The following is a 20,896-nucleotide window of genomic DNA, read 5'->3' on the forward strand; positions in this document are numbered from 1 at the left end:
AGTTTCCTGAGCTGCAGTCCAAATTTTGTCCATTATAGGCTTACCCATTACAACATTGTATAGCTTATGTACTATGATTCAAGTTTTTTTCTCGCTGATGTATGAGAATTAATGTTTGCCCCCTTGCCTCTAAAGATTAGCCACACTATTAAACTAAGCGATATCAGCATACCTTCCAATGATAATATATACCACGGGTAGGGGCCTAAAACGTCCAGCAAGCTTGCACCTTTCGGTTTATGGCTTAAGTACATATAATTTCCGCCAACCAGTTTATTTATTAACATGATGATGGGCATAATCGCATTCAAAAATAAAAATAATTTTAGAACTGACCAGATGGTTGGCCGGTATCCCTTGACCCATGTAAAATATAAGGGTACCCAAATAATCATCAAATGTGAATAAAAGAAATGGAAAAATCTGAAATGAGGGAAATCAAAATTTAAAAACGGTGTCAAAAATGCCTGGGATGCACCGAGAAGGGCAGTAAACAACAAAATTTCGTATATCATTTTGCTTCGCGTCAACAAAAGCAGGACTGTTAAGACAAGACTCAAGCTGCATAATTCTAAGGGAATGGCGTGGCTTACTTTCCAATTCCCATTCACATACATCCAGAAATGGTATGTCAATTCAATAACAATCAATGATAGGGCAATTCCTATTTCTGCTTTTCTCCATTGATTCTCAGCAAATTTGTCCCTATAAATGAAAACAGATACAGCACCGATAATTAATATAGCAAGTATGATAAAATGACTAACCGAAAACATATTAAAATCATATTCTTCATAACTTCCGCCAAACCAGCCCACATAATCACCGCGCTTTATTAATTATGTCATCATTTCCGCCTTCCTCACAAATCGGATTGGAAGCCAAGTGGCCAAACACAAGGCAGGGATGCATTTTAAATTTATTCGCCATTTTACAAAAAACTCCTTTATATTTACAGCAAATCAGGTATTGTAAAATTAGGGATGTGTATGGAAAAAATACAAATTTTATGGAATGGGGGTTGAAGAAATGTTTAATTCAGACGGTTAAGACTCAGGCATACACTAGTACTTTTGATCATTTCTTTTGCTGTTTTTATCGCGATTGGCAGGTATAGAAAATTTTATGATCCAATGTCTGGAATTGCCTTTTGGGCAGGTTCCAATATCGGTTATGTTATTGTAAACGGTGTAAAGATAATAACTTTCATAGCTCTATTGTTTCGCAGTCAGTTTACAGATTTTTATTCTGTTTCTTACATTGGTTTAGTCATCATGCTTATTGGGATTGCTTTTGGCTATATCTTCGTAAATAAAATCGTGAATGCAGGAGGTTCATATGAAAAAATTGAGTAAACAATATGTCGAAGAAATCCTGAGTTGGATGTACCGCAACGCAAGGCCAGTCGATTTGGCAAGATGGCAATTACATTTTGAAAACGGGTCAAAAGAAGCCGTGCTGGAATCATTATTAGCCTATCAAAATAAAGACGGTGGCTTTGGCCATGCCATTGAAGCAGATTCCATGAATCCCAATTCTTCTCCACTTCAGACATGGAAGGCCTGTGAAATCATGCTTGAAGCAGGATGCAGAGGAGATGAACCGATTGTAAAGGACACAATTACATACTTGCTAAATACAGAGCACTTAGAAGACGGATTATGGCTGGCCAGTATCCCTTCAAATAATGATTTCCCTCATGCACCGTGGTGGACATGGTATGAGAATGTTCAAAAAGACTGGGGTTATAATCCTACTGCTGCGCTTGCGAGTTATATGTTGTATTGGTCGGATGAAAATTCCCTTCCTTATGAAATGGCGCTCGAAATAGTTGAAAAAGCAGCGAAAGACTATATAAATGCACCGGTTGAAGGAAATAAACATCTTACGAGTTGCTATCAGCGCCTGTTGGAGCTTGTTTCCGAAAAAGGCTGCACGGTTGCCTTCGATACAGCCAATTTGAAAAGGAAAATCAGTGAGAATGTAGACCGGGCGATTTCAAGGGATGTAGAACAATGGAAGACTTCCTATGTGCCGTTGCCAACTGACCTTATCGATTCTCCTGAAAGTTACCTTTATGCCGAACATAAAGATATTACAGATATAGCTCTTGATTATTTGGTTGAATCTCGGAATGCCGACGGGGTATGGGATATAAGCTGGAGCTGGAATGACTACCCAAAGGAATTTACCATCGCTGAAAATTGGTGGAAGGGAGACCGCGTCATTGAAAAGATGCTGGTGCTGAAGTCGTTCAACAGGCTGGAGGCATTATCTTAATCCTATTAGCATATAAAGAACGGAACCTAGCACTGAGGTTCCTGGGACTTTTTAAAACAGAAACAGGCTTGTCGAGTATGACTTCTTATGTCATTGTATTGATTTCGAACTGGCTGAAATTCTGACCAAACCATTGCGGTTGCCCCTTAATAATAAGGTTTATTTTTTCCTATTATACCAGATTTTCGCTACTATTAATTGTAGTGTTATGACGAAGAAGGGAGGGATTTGCTGTTTATTGTTTGCGCTGACATGAAAGGAATATTAACAGGTTTAATAAATGATAGAAACAGAGGTTACATAAATGTTGAACGCAATCATCCACGGAATTATACTCTCATTTGGGCTTATTTTGCCATTGGGGGTACAGAATGTTTTTGTATTTAATCAAGGAGCGACGCACAAACGGTTTGTCGGAGCGTTGCCTGTTGTTTTAACAGCGAGCATTTGTGATAGTCTGCTAATCTCGCTGGCGGTACTTGGAGTATCAGTCATTGTATTCGGAATTTTTTGGGTAAAGGCTGCTTTACTGGGAGTTGGAATATTATTTTTGCTGTACATGGGCTATGTGACTTGGAACAGCAAGCCGGATGCAAATCGCCAAAAAACAGAATCTTTTACACCGATGAAACAGGTCATGTTTGCCGCATCCGTGTCGCTTCTTAATCCACATGCGATTATGGACACAATCGGCGTTATAGGGACCAGTTCTTTATCATACCAAGGCATGGAGAAATGGGCTTTTACCCTTTCCTGTATCATTGTGTCATGGATTTGGTTTACCGGCCTTGCTATTGCCGGGCATATAACAGGAAAAATTGACACAGCTGGAAAAGGATTGGCGGCTTTGAACAAAATCTCTGCATTAATCATGTGGGGAACAGCCCTATACCTGATTTCGACCTTAATTAAGTAACCATCGCCGGGATGGATCTCAGGTTAGAAAATCGAAAGGAATGAGCTGATTGCCAATCACACATATGGAAAACCTCATGGGTGATGCATTTGATATTTCGGGAGCACTCATGAAAACAATGTGGCGATGCTGAAGGTATTTATCAAGAACGGCTGCAAGGTTAGAAGAAAGATTGCATCCTATTATTTTTATTATTAAAAAAACAGCCTGGTGTAACAGCAACCAGGCTTATAATGCTAATATGGGAACTGTTCTGAATAATTGCTGAATTGCTTGTGGGCCTGATCAATCTTCTGCTGTTCCTCCGCTTCAACCTTGTACCAGCCATTTTTAAACATCAGGTTAAAAAAAGTGCGGCAGCTTTCATGTGTTTCCTGCAGGATCTGCAGCATATCAGTGTATAGTTCTTTATGGCTCGCTTCCCGCACGGCTATATTTAGGCTGTCCGTCAAATATTTGCACGTACTGAGGGCGTCGTTAATATGATCGCGAACGTTCATTTCAGGAGTTTTTACTTTCGGCAATTCCCCTGTCTGCGGGTTGGCGATTTGATTCTTATTCTGGGATTGCTGATTGGGCATTCAAGCCACCTCCATTGATCCTCAAGATTGGTTGGACTGTTGTCCGGAAAATTCGGCTAGTGCTTTATTGTTATCAACTTCCAGGTGCGTCAGTAATTTTTGGAAATGTTTTTGATGCATTTTCCCGGCCTGGTCCATGGCGTCCCTGATCTCGGTATTATCCACTTGTCTGGACAGAAAATGAAATTTTTTAAAAGCAAGCAGTTCCCAGGACAGTGCATCTTTTAGGTACAGTATGTCTTTTGTTGTAATGGCTCGCGGCGGCTCTGGAATTGGTCCTTGTGTATTATCCATAAAAGAGCTCCTTTCATTTGGTATCACTTTATAGAATGAACCATTTAGATGCCAGTTATGCCAGAAAACACATCTTCAGCCAAATTACCTAATGGCTGAAGTCCAATTTTATGAATAATCGTCGAACGCAGAAAACATGGGAAGCACTCTATACGGATGTAAGAGGGGAGAAAATGAGAATGCTTTATTTTTTTCAATATAACTGGATGGTTCGCGAAGAATGGTTTGAATGGTGCAAGAAACTATCTGCTGAAGAAGTTGCTAAGGAGCGGACAGGGGGAATGAATAGTATCCTTCATACACTGTTTCATATTGTTGATGTCGAACAAAGCTGGACAGGAGATTTGACGGGACGGACTGAAATCTTTTATGAATACAAGGATTTTGGCAGTTTGGATCGAGTCATCGAATTTTCAAATATGTGCCGGGCAGAAACGGAAGAAATCGTTCGAAGCTGGACACCAGAAATAGACTTAAAGCTGGTAACAGGCATAAATTCTTCAGGTCAGCCTTTTGAATATAAATTTGGGGAAATAATGAGGCATATGATTGCACACGAGATACACCACGTCGGGCAGCTTTCTGTCTGGGCGCGAGAAATTGGACTGGAACCTGTACATGCGAACCTCATCGGAAAAGGGCTTTTTTAAATGTATCAGGAAATTCGGGAGTTAGAAGGGAATTCCACATTAGTATAGAATTTACTGGTATGGTGTTTTGAAGCATAAAAATCACTGCGCCGATTCCAAATACAATTGCACACAGAACTTTTCTTTTTACGAAAACATGGCAATGATGGTAGTACTATAATAGTACGAAAGCTGCAAGCGCACTGAAGGAAAGAAGGCGGATTTTATGGCCACCAAACGGCACCCATTATTGAATGGCTGGTATTTGATCGCTCATCCAACTTTTAAGGTGTACTCGAATAATAATTGCTATATTGTCCTGGACTGGGATGACGATGTTGTCATCAGATTTGCTGTTTTGGATCATGAAATTGAAGTTTTCGGGGGAAGTTGGAATTTGAATTACAAAATAAACCTGGGATTCAAAACGATAAAAATTGTAAATGAGCCGGAAAAAGAGCATTAATATGTCGCACCTATGAAGAAGATATGCTCAGGATCCAGCAAAAAAAGGGGAGAATGCTATGCAAATTGGCAATGAGATTTTCACCCTGGAAAATATCCATTGGGTCGGGCTTCTTTTTTTGCTACTTGTTCTAGGCTCCTGGTCAATCTTGCTTGCAGCCATTATAAAAAAATCGGCTGGGTTCATGCTTTTAAGTGCGTTGACGATCTTGCCGGTTGCACTTTATTTTTTGGTGGGTGCTGAAAATTGGTTTAGGCTCGTGATATTTATTCCGCTTGCTCAGATGATTTTTGCGATCGTTTTGCGGATCCGGCCAACCCGTTAAAATAATAAAAAAGCTGGATTGCTCCAGCTATTTGATTCTATACTTGGATAGTGCTCCTTGCCATTTCTTCTGCTGCCAGAACTGCTTTCTGTTTCGCTTTTGCAACAATATCGGGAACCATTTTTGGAAATGCATCCAAACCTTCAGCAACAATGCTGTCCATGACCTCTATGCCGAGAAAACGAAGGGCGATTTTTAAATAACGGTCGCCTGATTCCATTTGTTCCATTGGGGTGTTCGTATAAACTCCTCCCCGGGTCTGGATGTGGATTGCTTTTTTATTTTTCAGAAGGCCTTTCGGTCCAGTAGCCGTATAGTTAAATGTTTTTCCAGATATAAACAGATTATCAAGGAAGTTCTTTAACACAGCAGGTGAGCTAAGGTTCCATAATGGCGACACAAAAACAAAATAATCATGGCTGATAAATTCATCAGCTAAAGCATGCATTTTTTTCACTTTCACTTTTTCATGCTTTGGAAGTTCATCAATTTTGACTCCAAAGCCTCCCATTTTGCCGCGGGCTGAAATCAAATCCGCATCCATCCATGGCATATCAAGATTAAACAAATCCATATGAGTAATTTCAGTATCTGGCTGCTCCTTTATAAACGTTTCCAGGAAAGCTTCTCCAATCTTCATTCCCTTTGAAACAGCAGGTCTCTTTGGATTCGCCGTAACGTAAAGTAGTTTCACCATAACCAACATCCCCATCCTGAAATGTTATTTCTATTACTTCCATTATATTAGAAATCACTTTGTTCAATAATGAACAATCTGTGAAGGATTTGAACGCAAATAGGGAACAGCGGCAAACTGTTCCCTCGGCAACCTAATTGTTTAGCTTTTCTTTAACTTTATCACTTAACTCACTTAAATCTTTCTGTCCTTGCTCCAGCACCTTCTTCCATTTTGGTGCTTCTTCTTTTAGTTTCTGCTCAACCTGGTCAGCCCGTTCTTTCAGTTCTTTCTCTATTTTTTTAGCCCGTTCCTTCAGTTCCTTATCAGTCTTTGCCAGTTTTTCATCATCGGCTGAGAGCCTGGCGTTGACGGATTTTACGCCGAATTCAGCAGGTTCAAGGTGGGGCAGTGATTGTTCCATGATTTCCCGGAAGATAGGGACAACATTTTGGGAACTGCTTCCTGCCAAATAATGCTGCCGGTCGGTCTTATCGTAACCAAGCCATACTGCACCCACAATATTTGGCGTATAACCAACGAACCACTGATCCTTCGTGCCTTCAATATCATTATATGGAAGCTGTGTCGATCCGGTTTTGCCTGCGATTTCCACACCAGGTATTTTTGTCGCTTTGCCGGTCCCAGTCTCTACAACATTCAGCAGCATCGATGTCATTTCTTCAGTCACCGCTCTTGATGTCACCCTGGTGGTTTTATGATCATGTTCCCCAATCACATTTCCCGTCGGCCCGACTATTTTCGTAATCAGGTGGGTCTCGCTTCGTTTCCCTCCATTAGGAAAGGCAGTATAGGCTTCAGCCAAATGAAGGGGGGATATTCCTTTATGCATCCCGCCTAGCGCAATCGCTAAATTTTCATCCTCTTTGTCCACTGGGATCCCGAATTTCTTCACCGAATCAAGCCCTTTGTTCAGGCCTATTTCTTTTAAAAGCCAGACCGCAGGAAGGTTGATGGAATGCTCCACCGCTTCATACATCGGTACCTCGCCCTGATATGTTTTAGAGAAATTTTGCGGGTGATAATTTCCAAACGACATCGGCTCATCTACCAGCATGGACTTGAAATTGTAGCCTTCTTCCAGAGCGGGTGTATAAACTGCCATAGGTTTCATCGTTGAGCCTGGCTGCGCTTTTAAGTGCGTTGCCCTGTTAAAACCGCGGAATACATGCTTCCCGCGCCCGCCAACAAGCCCCCGGACGCCGCCGGACTTCGGGTCTACAAGGACTGCGCCGCTCTGCACAAGCGTATCGCCTCTGCCACGCGGGAACAGGGAGTTTTGCTTGTACACTTTCTCGAGTCCGCTTTGCAGGTTCTGGTCCATTTCTGTATAGATTCGGTATCCCCTCGTTAATATTTCATCCTGTGTCAACCCATACTGATGGATGGCTTCATCCATTACCGCATCCACGTAGTAGGGGTATTTTCGGTCGACATAGCTGCCTCCGCCATCCCTTAGCTTAATATTTTCATTTTTTGCATCTTTATATTCTTCATCAGTAATCATGCCAAGTTCATTCATTTTGCCTAACACGACATTCCGGCGATTTATGGCCCTGTCATAATGATTATACGGGTCAAGCGCAGTCGGCGCCTGAAGAAGACCGGCAAGGAGGGCGGCTTCACTGATTGATATGTCCTGAATATTTTCATTAAAATACTTCCTGGATGCATTGCTGATTCCCCAGGCACCGCTGCCAAAATACACCTGGTTCAAATACATTTGTAGAATTTCATCTTTTTTATACGCTTTTTCAATCTCTACCGCCAAAAATAATTCTTCGACTTTTCGTTTATATGTCTGCTCTGGTGAAAGAAGGGCGTTCTTGGTCAGCTGTTGCGTTATCGTGCTCCCGCCACCCGTGATCCTGCCGGCGAACAGGTTGCCAAAAAAGGCGCGCGCCATGCCTTTTATATCAAAGCCGTTGTGCTTATAAAAACGTTCATCCTCAATCGCGATAACTGCATTAGGGATGTGGTCGGGGAGCTCTTCAATTTTTACGCCCGCGGTGCGGTTCGTCGCAACCTGGGCTGCCTGATCCCCATCCTTGTCATAAATAAGGGTCGTCTGGCTGAGGCCTTCCTTCAAAGATTCAACATTGGCCCTGCTGGCGATAAACGCAAAGAACAGGATCGTCAATAAAATGACCGTCAACAAGATAAGCAATAATATTTGTGTAATATGTTTTTGTTTCCAGAATCGATTGATTGCTTCCCAAATATGCTGCAAAATTTTCATTCTATCTCCTTGCTTTCTATAATCTTCATCAATAAGATTTCAGTTTAGGTAAATAGACCGTATTTCTAGTATTATAATGTATTTTGGTGAAAAAGCGATAGAAGAGGCTGATTTTGTTGAGGGAGGGCAGGATAAAGGGACTGAATTGTTATGGAACGAGAGGGGATAAGGAACCTGCAAACTGTGTATGACAAACGATGGCAAAATAAAAGCGCACTATTCCGGCGCTGGCAGAAAGGTTTATCTTTATTTTTGGGTGCTAAGTATTTAATTGCTAAATGAAGGCTTGTCGCAAGGACAAGAAGAATCTGTTCTGTCCCGTAGGCAACCGACGACAGTCGCATCAATGGAAAAAATCTCCAGAGCTTTTAATTTGTTCATTTCTTGGTCGCCCAACTCATGTGTTTTCAAAGGTTTTCCTATTAATAGTCTTTTAACCGAAAATAATTGCATAAAATCCTCCAAGGGCAGCTATGTGTCAAACATTACAAATAGCTCCACCCATGGACTTAGTCAAACCTTTTTCATTGCCGGGATTGTTTAGAAATGTGTATTGGCTTTTACAATGGGTAATGTGGATGTTCATCCAGCAAACTCCTGATGGCAGGATTTTTGTTTTCATTTAAACGCATTGTTAGTTATTTCAAATTGAAGGATAGATTTCAGGTCTCAAGGGAGGATTTTGTCTTTCATAGCTTTTAGGATGGACAGGTTTCGGCTGTGGAGTGAGGATTTTGTCTTTCATGCCCATACATTCACGCTTCCACCATCTTTTTCAAAAGGTGAAAACTCAATATAACAAAGAGATCCATTGAAAGTCCGCCACCAGCATGAACGGGTTTTTTTAAATTAGGCCTAAAGATGAAACCGTACCGGTTCCATCTTTAGGCCTCCAAATAGGAGAATTATTGAACTGTAAAAGACCATGGAGTTCATTTTGGTTAAAATCTGCAGGTTTAATCCCGCTGGTGGGAGCCTTTCAAGGATGCTGTCGCACCTCTGTGACCTTCTTCTTTTGTGAATTTATCAACGCGGCCGGCATTTTCAATGTCCCCGGTTGCTTTGTAGCCAGCTATTTCGGCATTAGTAGTCGTCCCGTACAGGCCCATGCCAGCGAGTTCAACATTTATTTTTTCCTGGCGGATATCCTTTTTATTTTCCATTATTTCCACCTCCTAACCATAATGTCTCCTTCGAGGAAGCAGTTATGCTGAAAAAGTACATTGTTAGCGGTCCATTATTTTAAAACTTTGTACTTCAGCGTCAGAAATAATATTGTTGATCAGCTCTTTTACTGATTGTGCTTTCGCTAACCTCAGACTTTGTCCAGCCCATAATGACATGTACTCCGGATTGTTTTGCAGTGCCGCGGCTTTTCTTAAGCCTGTGGTGAGGGTGTTTTGAACAGGGAATGCAGGGAAGTCGCTTTCAAAGGGGGCCATGTTTGTGATAAATTCGTTGTTGATTCCCCTGGCCGGCTTCCCGGAGAATGCTCTTGTTATCACAGTGTCATCCTCTGATGAATTAATAATCGCTTCTTTGTGCATAGGATGGGCGCCGCTTTCCTCACATGTCAATAACGCGGTCCCAAGCTGAACCGCCTGTGCTCCTAGGCATAAAGCAGCCAACAAACCTCTTCCGTCCATTATACCTCCAGACGCGATGACTGGTATACGGACCTGGTCAGCAGCCTGTGGAATAAGGGACATCAAACCAATGAGGCCTGATTGGGTGCCGCCAATGAAGGTTCCACGGTGGCCACCGGCTTCGCTTCCCTGGAGAACTATCGCATCCATGCCAGTGTCTTCAACCATGATGGCTTCTTTCACGGTTGTTGCAGTGCCTATGGTAAAAATCCCTTCTTCTTTAAGTTTTTCAACGGTATTCGTTTCTGGCAGCCCAAATGTAAAAGAGCAAACTGCTACCTTTACTTCAAGCGCGATTTCCAATTGCTCGTTGAAGTGATTATGGATGTTTTCAATGCTGAATTTTTCATCAGGTACCCCCAGTTTTTCACGAATTGATTTTAAAAGATTGTTCGCCTTTTTAATTTCATTTTCGTTTGGCTCCATTTCGGTGGGGATGAACAAGTTGACGCCAAATGGCTTTGAAGTTTGATTTTTTATTTCTCTGATTTGGTTTCTTAATTGTTCGGGAGCCAAATATCCTGCACCTATCATCCCTAGTCCGCCTGCATCTGATACAGTGACCACAAGTTTAGTTGTCGTAATTCCACCAGCCATTGGCGCCTGGATAATGGGATATTTAATCTTCAGCTTCGATGCTAATTCAGTGTTCCACATATACAATCCTCCGAAACTATGCCTTGACTTCATCATAACTTTCTAGAATTTTTCAGTAAAGCGAGAATTTTACAAAATCATAAGATGGTATAATCCAGGAGAGGACGTGTATTTGTGTGCAAAAACATAAGATGTACATGGGGCGTTTTGTGTTTCCGGCATTTACATAGATGATTAGTGAGGTGGCAAACCGTTGTCGTATGTTCAAGATCTTAGGAGGTTTGTTGGGAAGCAGCCAATTATTACTGTCGGTGCAACCATACTGGTTGTAAACAAAAAACGGGAAATCTTATTTCAACATCGCTCTGATACGCTTGATTGGGGATTGCCAGGAGGATCAATGGAACTAGGAGAAAGTTTGGAAGAAACTGCATTTCGTGAACTGAAAGAAGAAACCGGGCTCGCTGCTAATCAGTTTCAATTAATCGAGGTATTTTCAGGTCCTGATTTCTATTTCCGATATCCAGTCCTGATTTCTATTTCCGATATCCAAATGGTGATGAAACCTATAGTGTGATTCATTTATACCGAGCATTTGATGTTAAAGGTTCACTTGAAATGCTAGATGGAGAAAGTCTCGATATGCAATTTTTCAGCAGGGAGACATTGCCTGCAAAAATTGAGAAAAGGGCCAAAGCTTTAATTGAACGCTTGGGTGAACGAATATGGAATCTTGATAGTTCTTATGGGCGTTGATTAGTGATTTTTATAACCATTGTAAAAGGACTGGCTCGCACGCCAGTCTACTTTTTTATCATAAACTTCAGGCTATCTAAACCAACCCTTTTTCCTGAACCACAAAGCCATTCCAACCCCAATGGCGAGCATCACGAATAAGACAAGGAAATAACCATATTTCCATGTTAGTTCAGGCATATTTTCAAAATTCATCCCGTATATGCCGGCGATGAAGGTAAGCGGCATGAAAATGGTCGTAATCACGGTCAATACTTTCATTACCCGGTTTGTCTGGTGTGAGTTGATGGATAAGTAACTGTCACGGATATCGGTGGTGAGTTCCCGGTTTGCCTCGATCATTTCTGTCAATTTCAATAAATGATCATGTATATCAGAGAAATAGTACTTTTTTTCAAGAATGCCTTCCAGCCTCTGAGAGTTTATCATCCTGTAGACAAGGTCTCTCATCGGTGTAACGGTTTGCCTCAAAGAGACAAGATCATGCCGGGTGTCGAATAAGTTTTCAAGCAGGTACTCCATTGTCCGGCCTTTTGAATTTTCGTCAATCTCATTCAGATTGTCTTCAATGGAATATAACGCTGGAAAATAATTATCCACGATTTGATCAAGGACATGGTACAGGACTTGTGATGGATCCCATTTTTCCGGCGTTTTTGAAGACTGGAGGCGATTCCACACTTCGTCAATCTCGATGCACGGATGCTTATGGAAAGTCACAATATAGTTTGCTCCCAAAAAAAGATCGACTTCATCCCTTGTAAATGAACCGGGACGGAGCGCCTGTGTCACAAAAAACGTACAGTCTTCATAGTAATCCAGTTTCGGCCGCTGGAGAGTATGAATGCAATCCTCGATCGCCAGCGGGTGAAAATTCAACGGTGTCCTTAAATGCTCTGCTTCATACATGGTGGGATTATTAAAGTCAATCCAATACCACTTATAATCTCCGGAAAGAACCTCATCAATAGAGAGGCCTTTTACAATTTCATTGTTTTTTGTAATTGCCAGTGTTCTGATCATGTTTACTCCTTGCCTTCATTCGGTTCATCCCCTCAATCATATTCAAATTAGGAAAGAAAGAAAAGGATTAGGGACCAAAAAAACAGATCAACTTTTATGAGGTGAAAAGATTGGGTAATTAGATGAAGGATTTGGTATTCTAATCAAAGAGTAGTGAATACCGAGAAAGAGGAGGCCAAAAAATGAGTGAATGCAAAGAGAACCATAGCCCAGAAGACGTAAGAACGAAATATGTAACCCAGGCTGAGCATCTGCCGGATGACATGAAGCCTTTGTTTGAGGACTTTTTTGTCCAGGAGCATACCCAAGACCTGTTGAATGAAGTTTTCCATCTCCTTAAAAAATATGACCTGGCATCAGAAGAGGAAAAGAGTGCCCGCAACAACTGGCTGTATATGGTTTTAAGAAACACAAAATAGATAAGAAGGAGGCGCGCATGGCGCCTCTTTTCATTTTTATAGGCACCCGGCAGGAAGGAGAATGTTTACGAAAAAGACACAAAAAAACCTATTGCCAATAAAAATCCAAAGGTATATGATTAGGTGGTTATTTCGAAATCTAAAATAATTTTACCAACCTAAAGGAAGAGGGAAGCATGCAAAACAGTCAGGAAATCAACCAGTGGAATGAAAAAAACAGCATTGTGAACGGTGTAGCATCGACAGTTGTACTGAATATGAGCAATAACTATTTCGCATTATTTGCAATTGGGGTTCTAGGTGCTACAAACTATCAGGTGGGACTTATTAGCTCGCTCCCTCAGATCATTGGTTTGGCTGCGATAATTATCTGCTCGGTTATTATGGGCAGGCTGAATGAAAAGAAACGGTTCACTGGCTATTCTATTTTATTTACACGTTTATTTCTGATTGGGATGTTTTTTGTTGTTTTTCTTCCTTATGAATACAGGGCATGGGTGTTTGTGCTCTTGGTCGGTTTTATGAACCTGCCCGGGTCATTCGCAAACCTCAGCTGGCAATCTTTTATTGGCGACCTGATTCCTGATAACAGGAGGAGCGGTTTTTTCAGTGAGCGCAACAAGGCACTCACGATTGCGGGAATGATTGCTACCCTGGCGGTTGGCCTGTGCCTTCAAATGTTTGATAAAAGTAATCCTGTACCATATCAGATGTTGTTTGCTGTCGCATTCATATTTGGTTTAATTGAAGTGTACTATTTAAACAGACATATAGAGACAAAAAAAGAACTGCCGGCGCAGAAGAGAAAATCAACTGTGAACTGGAGTGTTTACCGTTACAAGCCCTTTTTGTACTTTATAATTTGCGGATTGTTTTTTAACTTTGCCTGGCAAATGGCATGGCCGCTGTTCAGTATATACCAGATAAAATTTGCCCATGCAACAGGGTTTTGGATCAGCATCTTTACGGTCGCTAACCAGGTTGCCCAGATTGTGAGCTTTAAGTGGTGGGGAAGAATGGCGGATAAGTATAGCAACGCGAAAATGCTTGCGGTCTGTGGGGTTGGAATGGCAACTGCCCCGGTGCTGACCATACTTTCCGCAAACATGATCTACTTGACTTTTGTTAACCTGATTACAGGCGTATTTGTTTCCGGAACTGTCCTGCTTTTATTTAACCAGCTGCTTGAGGTGACAAAGGAGGAGAACCGCGGCAGCTACATTGCCCAGTATAATATCCTGCTTGCTTTTGTTGGTTTTGTCGCGCCCCAGTTTGGCGTTTATCTGCTCGAGCAGACAAGTATGGATACTGCGATGTATATTTCGGGAAGTTTACGGGCGGTCAGCGGCGGAGTGTTTATGTTATTTTATTTTAGCATTCACAAAAAGCGTATTTTTTCCAGGAAAGTGGCTGTCGGGCATTGATGCAGCCTGTGGTTGCCCTCTATTCGTTAAGGAATGGAGGGCATTTTTAATTTATTGTGCGTGCACATGATGTGTGCCTATTCATAAATCGCACCCGGTTCATAATCTTTTAAGGAAAGAAACCATTAAATTTGGGGAGGAAATGGGATGCATACACAATTTCAGCCAATGCCACATGTTGACGGCAACTTCATTCAAATCGAAAACGACAATAGGCAGTGGGGTTTTGGGCGGCCATGGGGATTTGGACCTTTCCTTGGAGGATTCGCAGGGGGATTATTGGCAGGCGCCTTGATCCAGCCGCCATATTACTATCCTTATCCGTATTACACTTACCCATACTATCCATACTACCCATATGGCGGCTACGGCTTCTATTGATAAAAGCAGCCTTAGAACCATTCACCTGGCTCAAGTGGATGGTTTTTTATGGAAAACGGATTGAATTAGTACAAGGAATATGGTATATTATTCCTTGTATTTTCCTGAAAAATCAGATAAGATAAAATCGATAATAAACTGAAAAGTCGGTTTATTATTTTGATAGGTTCTTTGAATAGAGAGAAATAGTTTCACTGGGGGAGATATCTTGAAAAAAACATTGTTTAAAGCGGGAATCGTGTTTATTTTAATACTTTTCCTGGCAGCACTGCCGATGATAATGAAAGTGAACGAAAAAGGGGATTCGATTGACTGGAACATGGAGAAGCTGCCGGAAATTTACGCAAGCTTCATAATTGAAATGAGCCAGGGAAGCCTCGGTACATACCAACTGGGGCAACAGGAAAGGGAAATCAGTGCCGATATTGGCAATAACTTTGTCACAAGCCTTGAAATAGTCCTCGTCGGTGTAATCGCCGGAGTTGTCCTGAGCATTTTTTTCGGAATTTTTATCAGCCGTTTCCGGTTTACGAGAATAATCAATCTAATGATCAATCTGCTTGCTGCAATACCAGACTTTATTTTAATCATAGTCAGTTTGATTATCGCAGTTAAGATATTTAAACAGACGGGCATCAGGGTCATTTCTCTTCGGCCTGATACTGGGGCGTTAAATATTTGGTTCCCTATGATTCTTGTCAGCCTTGCTCCCACGCTATACTTATTTAAGCTTGTAGGTGTCAAATACTTTCAGACTAGTGGTGAGGATTACATCAGGACCGCAGTGGCGAAGGGAATGGGTGTCAACTACATCAATTTTCACCATGTTTTTAAAAACGTAGAGCCGTTCATTGTAGCTGAATTGACAAAAGTGATTTCACTGGCAATCGGCAACCTATTTATTATTGAATATTTACTCAATGTATCAGGAATCACCAAGTTTATCTTTCAGAGCAATGAGGTTCAGCCAATTGCGATAGGCCTTTTCTGCATGCTGCTTATTTCCGTTGCCGTTTATTTTTCGGTGAGAGCATTACTCTATCTTTTTAAAAGAGGTTTTGTGTATGAATAAACTGCTTCGAATCAATTTTCCGCTTTATATCGGAGTGTTCCTTGTCTCGATCCTGCTGTTTTTGGCGATTTTCGGACCGTCGTTAGCTCCCCATGAGTTGACGGACCAATTCAAAACGAAATACATAGACGGGGATGTGGTTGCTCCGCCCGTCAAACCATTTGAAACAAAGGAATGGCCATTGGGGACAGACCGGTGGGGGTATGACCTTGCGTCAAAGATATTGATTGGAATCAGGTACACTATTTTTGTAGCGCTTGCGGTCACATTTATCAAAATGGTTGTTGGCACGGTCATCGGCATTTATGTAGGGACGTGGAAAAGGTCTCCACAGTGGCTTGTTGCATTTGAAAATGCTTGGGGTTATGTTCCGCTCTTTTTAATCCTGTATTTTTTCCTTAGGCCGATTACGTTCAACAGCCCGCTTGAGGCCAATAAACTGATTTGGTACTTTATCCTGATCGCATCTGCTGTCAGCATTCCAAGCATCATCTCATCAGTAAGGCAGAAGACGCAGGAAGTGAATAAATCGGTTTTTATCGAGGCTGCGCGCGCCCTAGGTGCTGGAAAGAACCGCATGGTCTGGAGGCATATCTTTCCACAAATGAAAGAATCCTTGCTGATCATGTTTGTATTAGAGATTGTTTATGTCATAACGATGATGGGCCAGCTCGCTCTCGTCAATATTTTTTTAGGCGGAACATACATGACCTTCGACCCGATTCTTTACCACTCAATTACACAGGAACTTTCCGGGCTGGTTGGACAGAACAGGAGCGCGATTTACGGTGCTGATAAATTCGTTTTACTTCTGCCGTTCGGTACGCTCATCTTAATAACAATCGCTTTCAGCCTGCTCGCAAATGGCTTGAAAAACCGTTTCCAGTCCAACTATCAGAGAAACCCATGGATTAAAACCGGACAGGAGCCACGGCTTATACCTCAGCGCAAAAATTACAGCGCACAGTCAAAACTGTGGCCGTTAAGAGGAGAAAGACTGGCCGTGCTGCTGTTGCTGCTCGTGTTTGTGCTAGCCAGTCTTTATGTTCTGGGCGGCGACGGATGGAAAATGGCTTCAAAATAAGCTTTATGCTGTGCTTAATGAACCCTGATGAATCTACATCGGGGTTTTTGTCATGATTGATGTTGCGTTTTCTTGTCTGGGTTCACTGTTGGTATAATGGTGAGTAAGAATTAAATCGAGTGATGCCAATATAAAAACAAGGAGAATACATATGCAAATCAATCTTGAAGGAAGAAAAGCCGTCGTTACGGAATCTTCGGAAGGAATAGGTTATGCGATTGCAAAAGAGTTTGTCCGGGCCGATGGCAATCAAAAGCAGCGCTCCTTGCCCTTTTGAGAGGCTTGGCAGAAAGCCTCTCTGGAAGCGGGGTTACCGTTAACACATTCATACCAGGACCGACAAAAACGGAAAAATTGAGCGGTTTTTATGAAAGCACGGGCCAGGAAACCCGAAAAACATTTGAAGAAATAGAATCAGAGGTGTTCAATACCTCTTTGTCAACATCTCTGATTAAACGTTTCGTTACCCCAAAAGAAGTAGCGGATCTTATCGTTTTCCTTGAGTCAGAACAAGCTTCCGGCATTACAGGTTCATCATTTCGGGATCATGGCGCCATAATGAGGAACATTATTTAGAGTCATTAGGGGATCAATAGGAATTTTGCGAAAAACTGGCTTATTCTCGCGAACGCATCATAGAATTTTGCGAAAAACTGGCTTATTCTCGCGAACACATCATAGAATTTTGCGAAAACTGGCTTATTCTCGCGAACACATCATAGAATTTTGCGAAAACACCTGTGATTCAAGCGAAAATAAAACATTATTTCACGAAACTATAGTCGCGGTGGCGCTGCGTAAATATTCTCGCGAGACAGGATTCGCGGTCATATTTGGTCTAGCAGCTGTACTTAATCTTTTACAAACAGCACGTAAATCATGATAAGCGTTATTGCATATCTGATATAATCACAATGGGAACCCTATTACATGGAGCGTGAAAAAAATGGCAAAAGCATTCGAGAAAAGAAACATCAAACGCATGGATGAAGCAGTGACTTTTATAGGTTTTGGAGCCCTGTCCATCGGCCGGGACTGGGGAATGAAGGTGGCCGATACTGCCAGGCCTGATGAGCAGGAAGCGGGAAGGGTGCTTAATTCGGTTTTGGACATGGGTATCAACCTGGTTGATACTGCAAGTGCCTACCACCGCAGCGAGGAACGCATCGGTAAATTTATTTCCGGGCGGCGCAATGAATATATCCTAGCTTCAAAATGCGGTGAACACAATGATGAACCCGCTACCTACTATGATTTTTCCTATGGCGCGATAAAAGATTCCATTGACCGGAGCCTCAAGCTGCTTAATACGGATGTAATTGACCTTATGCAAATCCATTTCGGCCTCGATCCGGAAAAGGTCATAAGTGACGGAGAAACGGTAAGGGCCATGAAAGATGCCCAGCGTGAAGGGAAGATCCGCTATCTCGGCGCCTCCATTGACGGTGAGCTTGCAAAAGAATGCATTATTTCGGGTGATTTTGATGTCATGCAAATGGAGTATCATTTGCTTAACCAGAAGAACGAGGAAAATATCAATCTATGCAAGGAAAAAGGAATTGGGGTCCTGATCAGGACCGGCCTTGGAAGGGGATTGCTGACATTAAGGGCGTTACTAATGCCAGAGGATCAGCTTAAGCAAAACAGCAAGCTAAACGAGATGCTCAAACTTGTCGACGGAGACGCAGACTTGTTAACTTCTCTTGCCTTGAACTTTTTATATAAAAACGAAGGAATCAGTTCAGTTTTAATTGGAACGAAAAATATCGAAAACCTAAAGAAAAACATTGCCCTGCTCGAAAGCGAAGTTGATCCACAGTTGTTAAAAAAGGTCATAGAGGCTGGAAAAAAATAATTGACTGTTAAAAATGGATAGCTGTCTGATTCATTGCGAATTAGACAGCTTTTTTGTTTGTGTCCCAGGATAAATTTAATGAAATATTGTTCGGGTATGGACAGTTAAAGTACAACCCCTTTTTGGAACAGCATAAAATATTGAGAACTCATTTCACATTCAAGGAGGGGAAACGATTGATCAACTGGAAGGTCAGACTTAAAAATGGTGTCTGGGTTATCGCTTTTCTGTCCCAGCTGCTTATTGCAGCACAAGTGGTAGTGGCTGGCTTAAATTCACTGGGTATAATCGATTTTCAATTAACTGATCAGGTGAAAGAATCGATCCTTACATTAGCAAATGCCGTGTTTGTCCTGCTATCAATGCTGGGTATAATCCAGGATCCAACAACAAAAGGGTACCAGGACAGCCAACGCGCTATGAAATATGAAAGGCCACATTAAATGCAAGGGTTTTAGATTCATAATTTTTGTGGTAAACTACGAATAGGATAAATTATCCAATTAAAAAGGAGACCTCAAAATGTGGATCTGGATTGCCGTCTTCATTGCTCCGATTTTATTGCTGGTGTTTATCGAAGAAACAGCCGAATTTTTATGGAAACGATATATGTTGGGCAACAACCCGGCTAGAGACAGTGACACAAGTAAGAGAATCACCACAAAGTTCGCCGACCTTATAAAAAAAGACCCCAAGAGCCCTTCTCATTGAACGAGGAGGGTTTGTTGTTTAGAGGGAAAGTTAGAAAGAAAATTCCCATCGCTCTATTCCATTGCTATTCTTGAAAAATATAAACAGATGTCTTAAGATGAAATAGAAATCAATTCAGAAAATTCTTATAAAAATCAGGAGGGTTATGATGGGTAAAAATATTCCAGAATCATGGTGGAATCAGCTGGCATTGCCTGCCATCGCTGCGCCGATGTTTCTTGTATCAGGTCCGGATCTTGTAAAAGTCTGCTGCATGAACGGGGTAATCGGTTCGTTCCCGGCACCTAATGCAAGGCCGATTGAAATTTTGGACAAATGGATGGGGCAACTGAACGATGAATTAAATGCCGCAAGAGAACAGGAACCTGGCCGTAAAATTGCGCCATGGGCAATGAATATGGTGGTACATAGTTCTTACAGCCGCTTGCAGGACGAACTGGAACTGATCAAGAAGCATAAGCCCCAGCTGGTGATTACTTCACTTGGAAGCCCTAGGCATGTGGTGGACATTGTTCATGAGTATGGCGGTCTTGTATTTTCCGATGTAAGTGACATGAAATTTGCCAAAAAAGCAGCAGAAGCCGGAACAGACGGGCTCATTCTTGTTGCAAGCGGGGCCGGGGGGCATGCTGGCAATATAAACGGGTTTGCATTTGTCGATATGGTCCGTACTTTCTGGGATGGCATCATTATACTGGCAGGCTCCATTTCTACAGGAAAGGGCATATTGGCGGCACAGGCATCGGGAGCAGACCTTGCCTACATGGGGACAAGATTTATCGTTGCCACAGAGAGCATGGCCCAGGATGAGTACCGGCATATGCTTGTCGAATCCACCCAGGAGGATATTGTTTTGACAGATGCTTTCTCAGGCGTCAAGGCGAACATGCTGATACCAAGCATTGTCAAGGCAGGTCTGGATCCGAAACAGCTCGTAAAGAAAGACAAAGTGGATTTTGATGATATGCAAAAATCCACCAACGCGAAAGCCTGGCGTGATATATGGTCTGCAGGCCACGGAGTTGGGGCCGTTCAACGAATTGAATCCGCAGAGGAAATTATTAAACAGCTAGAGTCGGAGTACCGGGAAGCAGTTGACAGAGTGAATCAGCAGGCGCAAAGGGTTAACGGGTTAAAGGTAGGGAACTGACAAGCCTTTTTATAAGATAAAGTAAGCGTTATCAAGTGAGTGGACCTGCCAAACTTATGGCAGGTTTATTTTTTCAGTCGTTTTTAAATTTAACCAAAATAAAATGCACAAAAAGATTAATAAAATCACTCTTCACTATTAACAGTGGTTTTAGCTTAAAAAACAAACATTACCTTAGGTCTATGATAGACAAAACTGCCAGGTCGAAGGCGAACACTGTCCATCATACGGTCTATGATGGACAAAACTGCAGGCAGGAGGCGAAAACTGTCCATACGGTCTATGATAGACAAAACTGCCAGGCCGAAGGCGAAAACTGTCCATCATACGGTCTATGATGGACAAAACTGC

The 20,896-nt window shown here is 42.0% G+C and carries 24 protein-coding genes and 2 pseudogenes; 17 read left to right on the plus strand and 9 right to left on the minus strand.

The window, feature by feature from the left end; translation table 11 throughout:
• Window positions 1-71: 71 nt before the first annotated feature.
• Window positions 72-776 (minus strand): YwaF family protein, encoded by a 705-nt coding sequence (locus CVD19_RS17905; protein ID WP_257985190.1) that lies wholly within the window; start codon window positions 774-776, stop codon window positions 72-74.
• 562 nt (window positions 777-1,338) lie between these two features.
• Between CVD19_RS17905 and CVD19_RS17915 the strand changes: the two genes are divergently transcribed.
• Window positions 1,339-2,280 (plus strand): hypothetical protein, encoded by a 942-nt coding sequence (locus CVD19_RS17915; RefSeq protein ID WP_101584051.1) that lies wholly within the window; start codon window positions 1,339-1,341, stop codon window positions 2,278-2,280.
• A gap of 304 nt (window positions 2,281-2,584) precedes the next feature.
• Complete coding sequence (locus CVD19_RS17920; protein WP_101584052.1) at window positions 2,585-3,196, plus strand: LysE/ArgO family amino acid transporter; 612 nt, start codon at window positions 2,585-2,587, stop codon at window positions 3,194-3,196.
• A 236-nt stretch (window positions 3,197-3,432) separates the two neighbouring features.
• On the opposite strand, the gene CVD19_RS17925 is transcribed toward CVD19_RS17920, so the two are convergent.
• Both CVD19_RS17925 and CVD19_RS17930 read right to left on the minus strand, forming a co-directional pair.
• The gene (locus CVD19_RS17925) at window positions 3,433-3,777 is read right to left on the minus strand and encodes a spore coat protein (RefSeq protein WP_101584054.1); all 345 of its coding nucleotides are present in this window, start codon (window positions 3,775-3,777) and stop codon (window positions 3,433-3,435) included.
• A gap of 21 nt (window positions 3,778-3,798) precedes the next feature.
• Window positions 3,799-4,071: a rubrerythrin family protein gene (locus CVD19_RS17930; protein WP_101584056.1), complete on the minus strand. Its 273-nt coding sequence runs from the start codon at window positions 4,069-4,071 to the stop codon at window positions 3,799-3,801.
• A gap of 179 nt (window positions 4,072-4,250) precedes the next feature.
• Between CVD19_RS17930 and CVD19_RS17935 the strand changes: the two genes are divergently transcribed.
• The 3 genes from CVD19_RS17935 (at window position 4,251) to CVD19_RS17945 (ending at window position 5,491) form a co-directional block, all read left to right on the plus strand.
• Window positions 4,251-4,721, plus strand: coding sequence for a DinB family protein (locus CVD19_RS17935; protein ID WP_101584096.1), 471 nt, complete (start codon window positions 4,251-4,253; stop codon window positions 4,719-4,721).
• A gap of 205 nt (window positions 4,722-4,926) precedes the next feature.
• Window positions 4,927-5,166 carry a hypothetical protein gene (locus tag CVD19_RS17940; protein ID WP_101584057.1) on the plus strand — a complete coding sequence of 80 codons (240 nt, stop codon included), beginning with the start codon at window positions 4,927-4,929 and terminating at the stop codon, window positions 5,164-5,166.
• 58 nt (window positions 5,167-5,224) lie between these two features.
• Entirely contained in the window at window positions 5,225-5,491 is a 267-nt protein-coding gene (locus tag CVD19_RS17945; protein ID WP_101584059.1) for a hypothetical protein, read from the plus strand.
• Between the two features lie 37 nt (window positions 5,492-5,528).
• On the opposite strand, the gene CVD19_RS17950 is transcribed toward CVD19_RS17945, so the two are convergent.
• The 5 genes and pseudogenes from CVD19_RS17950 to CVD19_RS17965 form a co-directional block, all read right to left on the minus strand.
• Complete coding sequence (locus CVD19_RS17950) at window positions 5,529-6,188, minus strand: FMN-dependent NADH-azoreductase (RefSeq protein ID WP_101584062.1); 660 nt, start codon at window positions 6,186-6,188, stop codon at window positions 5,529-5,531.
• Between the two features lie 133 nt (window positions 6,189-6,321).
• On the minus strand, window positions 6,322-8,427 hold the full coding sequence (locus CVD19_RS17955; RefSeq protein WP_101584064.1) for a PBP1A family penicillin-binding protein: 2,106 nt from the start codon (window positions 8,425-8,427) through the stop codon (window positions 6,322-6,324).
• Window positions 8,428-8,681: 254 nt separating this feature from the next.
• Window positions 8,682-8,880 (minus strand): annotated as a pseudogene (locus tag CVD19_RS25960) (amino acid permease); the annotation flags it as partial.
• Window positions 8,881-9,383: 503 nt separating this feature from the next.
• Entirely contained in the window at window positions 9,384-9,590 is a 207-nt protein-coding gene (locus tag CVD19_RS17960) for a hypothetical protein (protein ID WP_101584067.1), read from the minus strand.
• Between the two features lie 63 nt (window positions 9,591-9,653).
• Window positions 9,654-10,730 (minus strand): NAD(P)H-dependent flavin oxidoreductase, encoded by a 1,077-nt coding sequence (locus CVD19_RS17965; protein WP_101584069.1) that lies wholly within the window; start codon window positions 10,728-10,730, stop codon window positions 9,654-9,656.
• Between the two features lie 193 nt (window positions 10,731-10,923).
• On the opposite strand from CVD19_RS17965, the pseudogene CVD19_RS17970 reads away from it, so the two are divergent.
• Window positions 10,924-11,426 (plus strand): annotated as a pseudogene (locus CVD19_RS17970) (NUDIX hydrolase).
• A gap of 72 nt (window positions 11,427-11,498) precedes the next feature.
• On the opposite strand, the gene corA reads toward CVD19_RS17970, so the two are convergent.
• A complete protein-coding gene (gene corA / locus CVD19_RS17975; protein WP_101584072.1) occupies window positions 11,499-12,449 on the minus strand; it encodes a magnesium/cobalt transporter CorA in 951 nt (316 codons plus the stop codon).
• A 182-nt stretch (window positions 12,450-12,631) separates the two neighbouring features.
• Between corA and CVD19_RS17980 the strand changes: the two genes are divergently transcribed.
• The 11 genes from CVD19_RS17980 to CVD19_RS18025 all read left to right on the plus strand — a co-directional run bounded on the left by CVD19_RS17980 (window position 12,632) and on the right by CVD19_RS18025 (window position 20,545).
• Window positions 12,632-12,868: a group-specific protein gene (locus CVD19_RS17980; RefSeq protein WP_101584074.1), complete on the plus strand. Its 237-nt coding sequence runs from the start codon at window positions 12,632-12,634 to the stop codon at window positions 12,866-12,868.
• Window positions 12,869-13,044: 176 nt separating this feature from the next.
• On the plus strand, window positions 13,045-14,292 hold the full coding sequence (locus tag CVD19_RS17985; RefSeq protein WP_101584075.1) for an MFS transporter: 1,248 nt from the start codon (window positions 13,045-13,047) through the stop codon (window positions 14,290-14,292).
• Between the two features lie 147 nt (window positions 14,293-14,439).
• Entirely contained in the window at window positions 14,440-14,673 is a 234-nt protein-coding gene (locus CVD19_RS17990; protein WP_374702905.1) for a spore coat protein, read from the plus strand.
• 208 nt (window positions 14,674-14,881) lie between these two features.
• The gene (locus CVD19_RS17995; protein ID WP_257985186.1) at window positions 14,882-15,745 is read left to right on the plus strand and encodes an ABC transporter permease subunit; all 864 of its coding nucleotides are present in this window, start codon (window positions 14,882-14,884) and stop codon (window positions 15,743-15,745) included.
• Window positions 15,738-16,829, plus strand: a complete 1,092-nt coding sequence (locus tag CVD19_RS18000; RefSeq protein WP_101584076.1) for an ABC transporter permease — start codon at window positions 15,738-15,740, stop codon at window positions 16,827-16,829. The genes CVD19_RS17995 and CVD19_RS18000 overlap by 8 nt, the downstream gene beginning before the upstream one ends.
• A 151-nt stretch (window positions 16,830-16,980) precedes the next feature.
• The gene (locus tag CVD19_RS25585) at window positions 16,981-17,106 is read left to right on the plus strand and encodes a hypothetical protein (RefSeq protein ID WP_257985187.1); all 126 of its coding nucleotides are present in this window, start codon (window positions 16,981-16,983) and stop codon (window positions 17,104-17,106) included.
• Window positions 17,107-17,111: 5 nt separating this feature from the next.
• Window positions 17,112-17,405: an SDR family oxidoreductase gene (locus CVD19_RS18005; RefSeq protein ID WP_180953694.1), complete on the plus strand. Its 294-nt coding sequence runs from the start codon at window positions 17,112-17,114 to the stop codon at window positions 17,403-17,405.
• 370 nt (window positions 17,406-17,775) lie between these two features.
• Window positions 17,776-18,684 (plus strand): aldo/keto reductase, encoded by a 909-nt coding sequence (locus tag CVD19_RS18010; protein WP_101584080.1) that lies wholly within the window; start codon window positions 17,776-17,778, stop codon window positions 18,682-18,684.
• A 176-nt stretch (window positions 18,685-18,860) separates the two neighbouring features.
• On the plus strand, window positions 18,861-19,127 hold the full coding sequence (locus tag CVD19_RS18015; RefSeq protein ID WP_101584083.1) for a phage holin: 267 nt from the start codon (window positions 18,861-18,863) through the stop codon (window positions 19,125-19,127).
• Between the two features lie 79 nt (window positions 19,128-19,206).
• Entirely contained in the window at window positions 19,207-19,395 is a 189-nt protein-coding gene (locus CVD19_RS18020) for a hypothetical protein (protein ID WP_101584086.1), read from the plus strand.
• Window positions 19,396-19,543: 148 nt separating this feature from the next.
• Window positions 19,544-20,545 (plus strand): NAD(P)H-dependent flavin oxidoreductase, encoded by a 1,002-nt coding sequence (locus CVD19_RS18025; protein ID WP_257985188.1) that lies wholly within the window; start codon window positions 19,544-19,546, stop codon window positions 20,543-20,545.
• Window positions 20,546-20,896 lie beyond the last annotated feature (351 nt).

The organism is Bacillus sp. T33-2, from assembly GCF_002860205.1.
GTDB lineage: Bacteria > Bacillota > Bacilli > Bacillales > Cytobacillaceae > T33-2.

What these genes read in the sequence shown, in the direction of transcription:
- corA (WP_101584072.1), bottom strand. Translation starts at nt 12,449, where the DNA reads ATGATCAGAACACTGGCAATTACAAAAAACAATGAAATTGTAAAAGGC.
- CVD19_RS17965 (WP_101584069.1), bottom strand. Translation starts at nt 10,730, where the DNA reads ATGTGGAACACTGAATTAGCATCGAAGCTGAAGATTAAATATCCCATT.
- CVD19_RS17960 (WP_101584067.1), bottom strand. Translation starts at nt 9,590, where the DNA reads ATGGAAAATAAAAAGGATATCCGCCAGGAAAAAATAAATGTTGAACTC.
- CVD19_RS17950 (WP_101584062.1), bottom strand. Translation starts at nt 6,188, where the DNA reads ATGGTGAAACTACTTTACGTTACGGCGAATCCAAAGAGACCTGCTGTT.
- CVD19_RS17990 (WP_374702905.1), top strand. Translation starts at nt 14,440, where the DNA reads ATGCATACACAATTTCAGCCAATGCCACATGTTGACGGCAACTTCATT.
- CVD19_RS17980 (WP_101584074.1), top strand. Translation starts at nt 12,632, where the DNA reads ATGAGTGAATGCAAAGAGAACCATAGCCCAGAAGACGTAAGAACGAAA.
- CVD19_RS17985 (WP_101584075.1), top strand. Translation starts at nt 13,045, where the DNA reads ATGCAAAACAGTCAGGAAATCAACCAGTGGAATGAAAAAAACAGCATT.
- CVD19_RS17945 (WP_101584059.1), top strand. Translation starts at nt 5,225, where the DNA reads ATGCAAATTGGCAATGAGATTTTCACCCTGGAAAATATCCATTGGGTC.
- CVD19_RS18025 (WP_257985188.1), top strand. Translation starts at nt 19,544, where the DNA reads ATGGGTAAAAATATTCCAGAATCATGGTGGAATCAGCTGGCATTGCCT.
- CVD19_RS17955 (WP_101584064.1), bottom strand. Translation starts at nt 8,427, where the DNA reads ATGAAAATTTTGCAGCATATTTGGGAAGCAATCAATCGATTCTGGAAA.
- CVD19_RS17935 (WP_101584096.1), top strand. Translation starts at nt 4,251, where the DNA reads ATGCTTTATTTTTTTCAATATAACTGGATGGTTCGCGAAGAATGGTTT.
- CVD19_RS17925 (WP_101584054.1), bottom strand. Translation starts at nt 3,777, where the DNA reads ATGCCCAATCAGCAATCCCAGAATAAGAATCAAATCGCCAACCCGCAG.
- CVD19_RS25585 (WP_257985187.1), top strand. Translation starts at nt 16,981, where the DNA reads ATGCAAATCAATCTTGAAGGAAGAAAAGCCGTCGTTACGGAATCTTCG.
- CVD19_RS17930 (WP_101584056.1), bottom strand. Translation starts at nt 4,071, where the DNA reads ATGGATAATACACAAGGACCAATTCCAGAGCCGCCGCGAGCCATTACA.
- CVD19_RS17920 (WP_101584052.1), top strand. Translation starts at nt 2,585, where the DNA reads ATGTTGAACGCAATCATCCACGGAATTATACTCTCATTTGGGCTTATT.
- CVD19_RS18020 (WP_101584086.1), top strand. Translation starts at nt 19,207, where the DNA reads ATGTGGATCTGGATTGCCGTCTTCATTGCTCCGATTTTATTGCTGGTG.
- CVD19_RS17940 (WP_101584057.1), top strand. Translation starts at nt 4,927, where the DNA reads ATGGCCACCAAACGGCACCCATTATTGAATGGCTGGTATTTGATCGCT.
- CVD19_RS17905 (WP_257985190.1), bottom strand. Translation starts at nt 776, where the DNA reads ATGTTTTCGGTTAGTCATTTTATCATACTTGCTATATTAATTATCGGT.
- CVD19_RS17915 (WP_101584051.1), top strand. Translation starts at nt 1,339, where the DNA reads ATGAAAAAATTGAGTAAACAATATGTCGAAGAAATCCTGAGTTGGATG.
- CVD19_RS18010 (WP_101584080.1), top strand. Translation starts at nt 17,776, where the DNA reads ATGGCAAAAGCATTCGAGAAAAGAAACATCAAACGCATGGATGAAGCA.
- CVD19_RS18000 (WP_101584076.1), top strand. Translation starts at nt 15,738, where the DNA reads ATGAATAAACTGCTTCGAATCAATTTTCCGCTTTATATCGGAGTGTTC.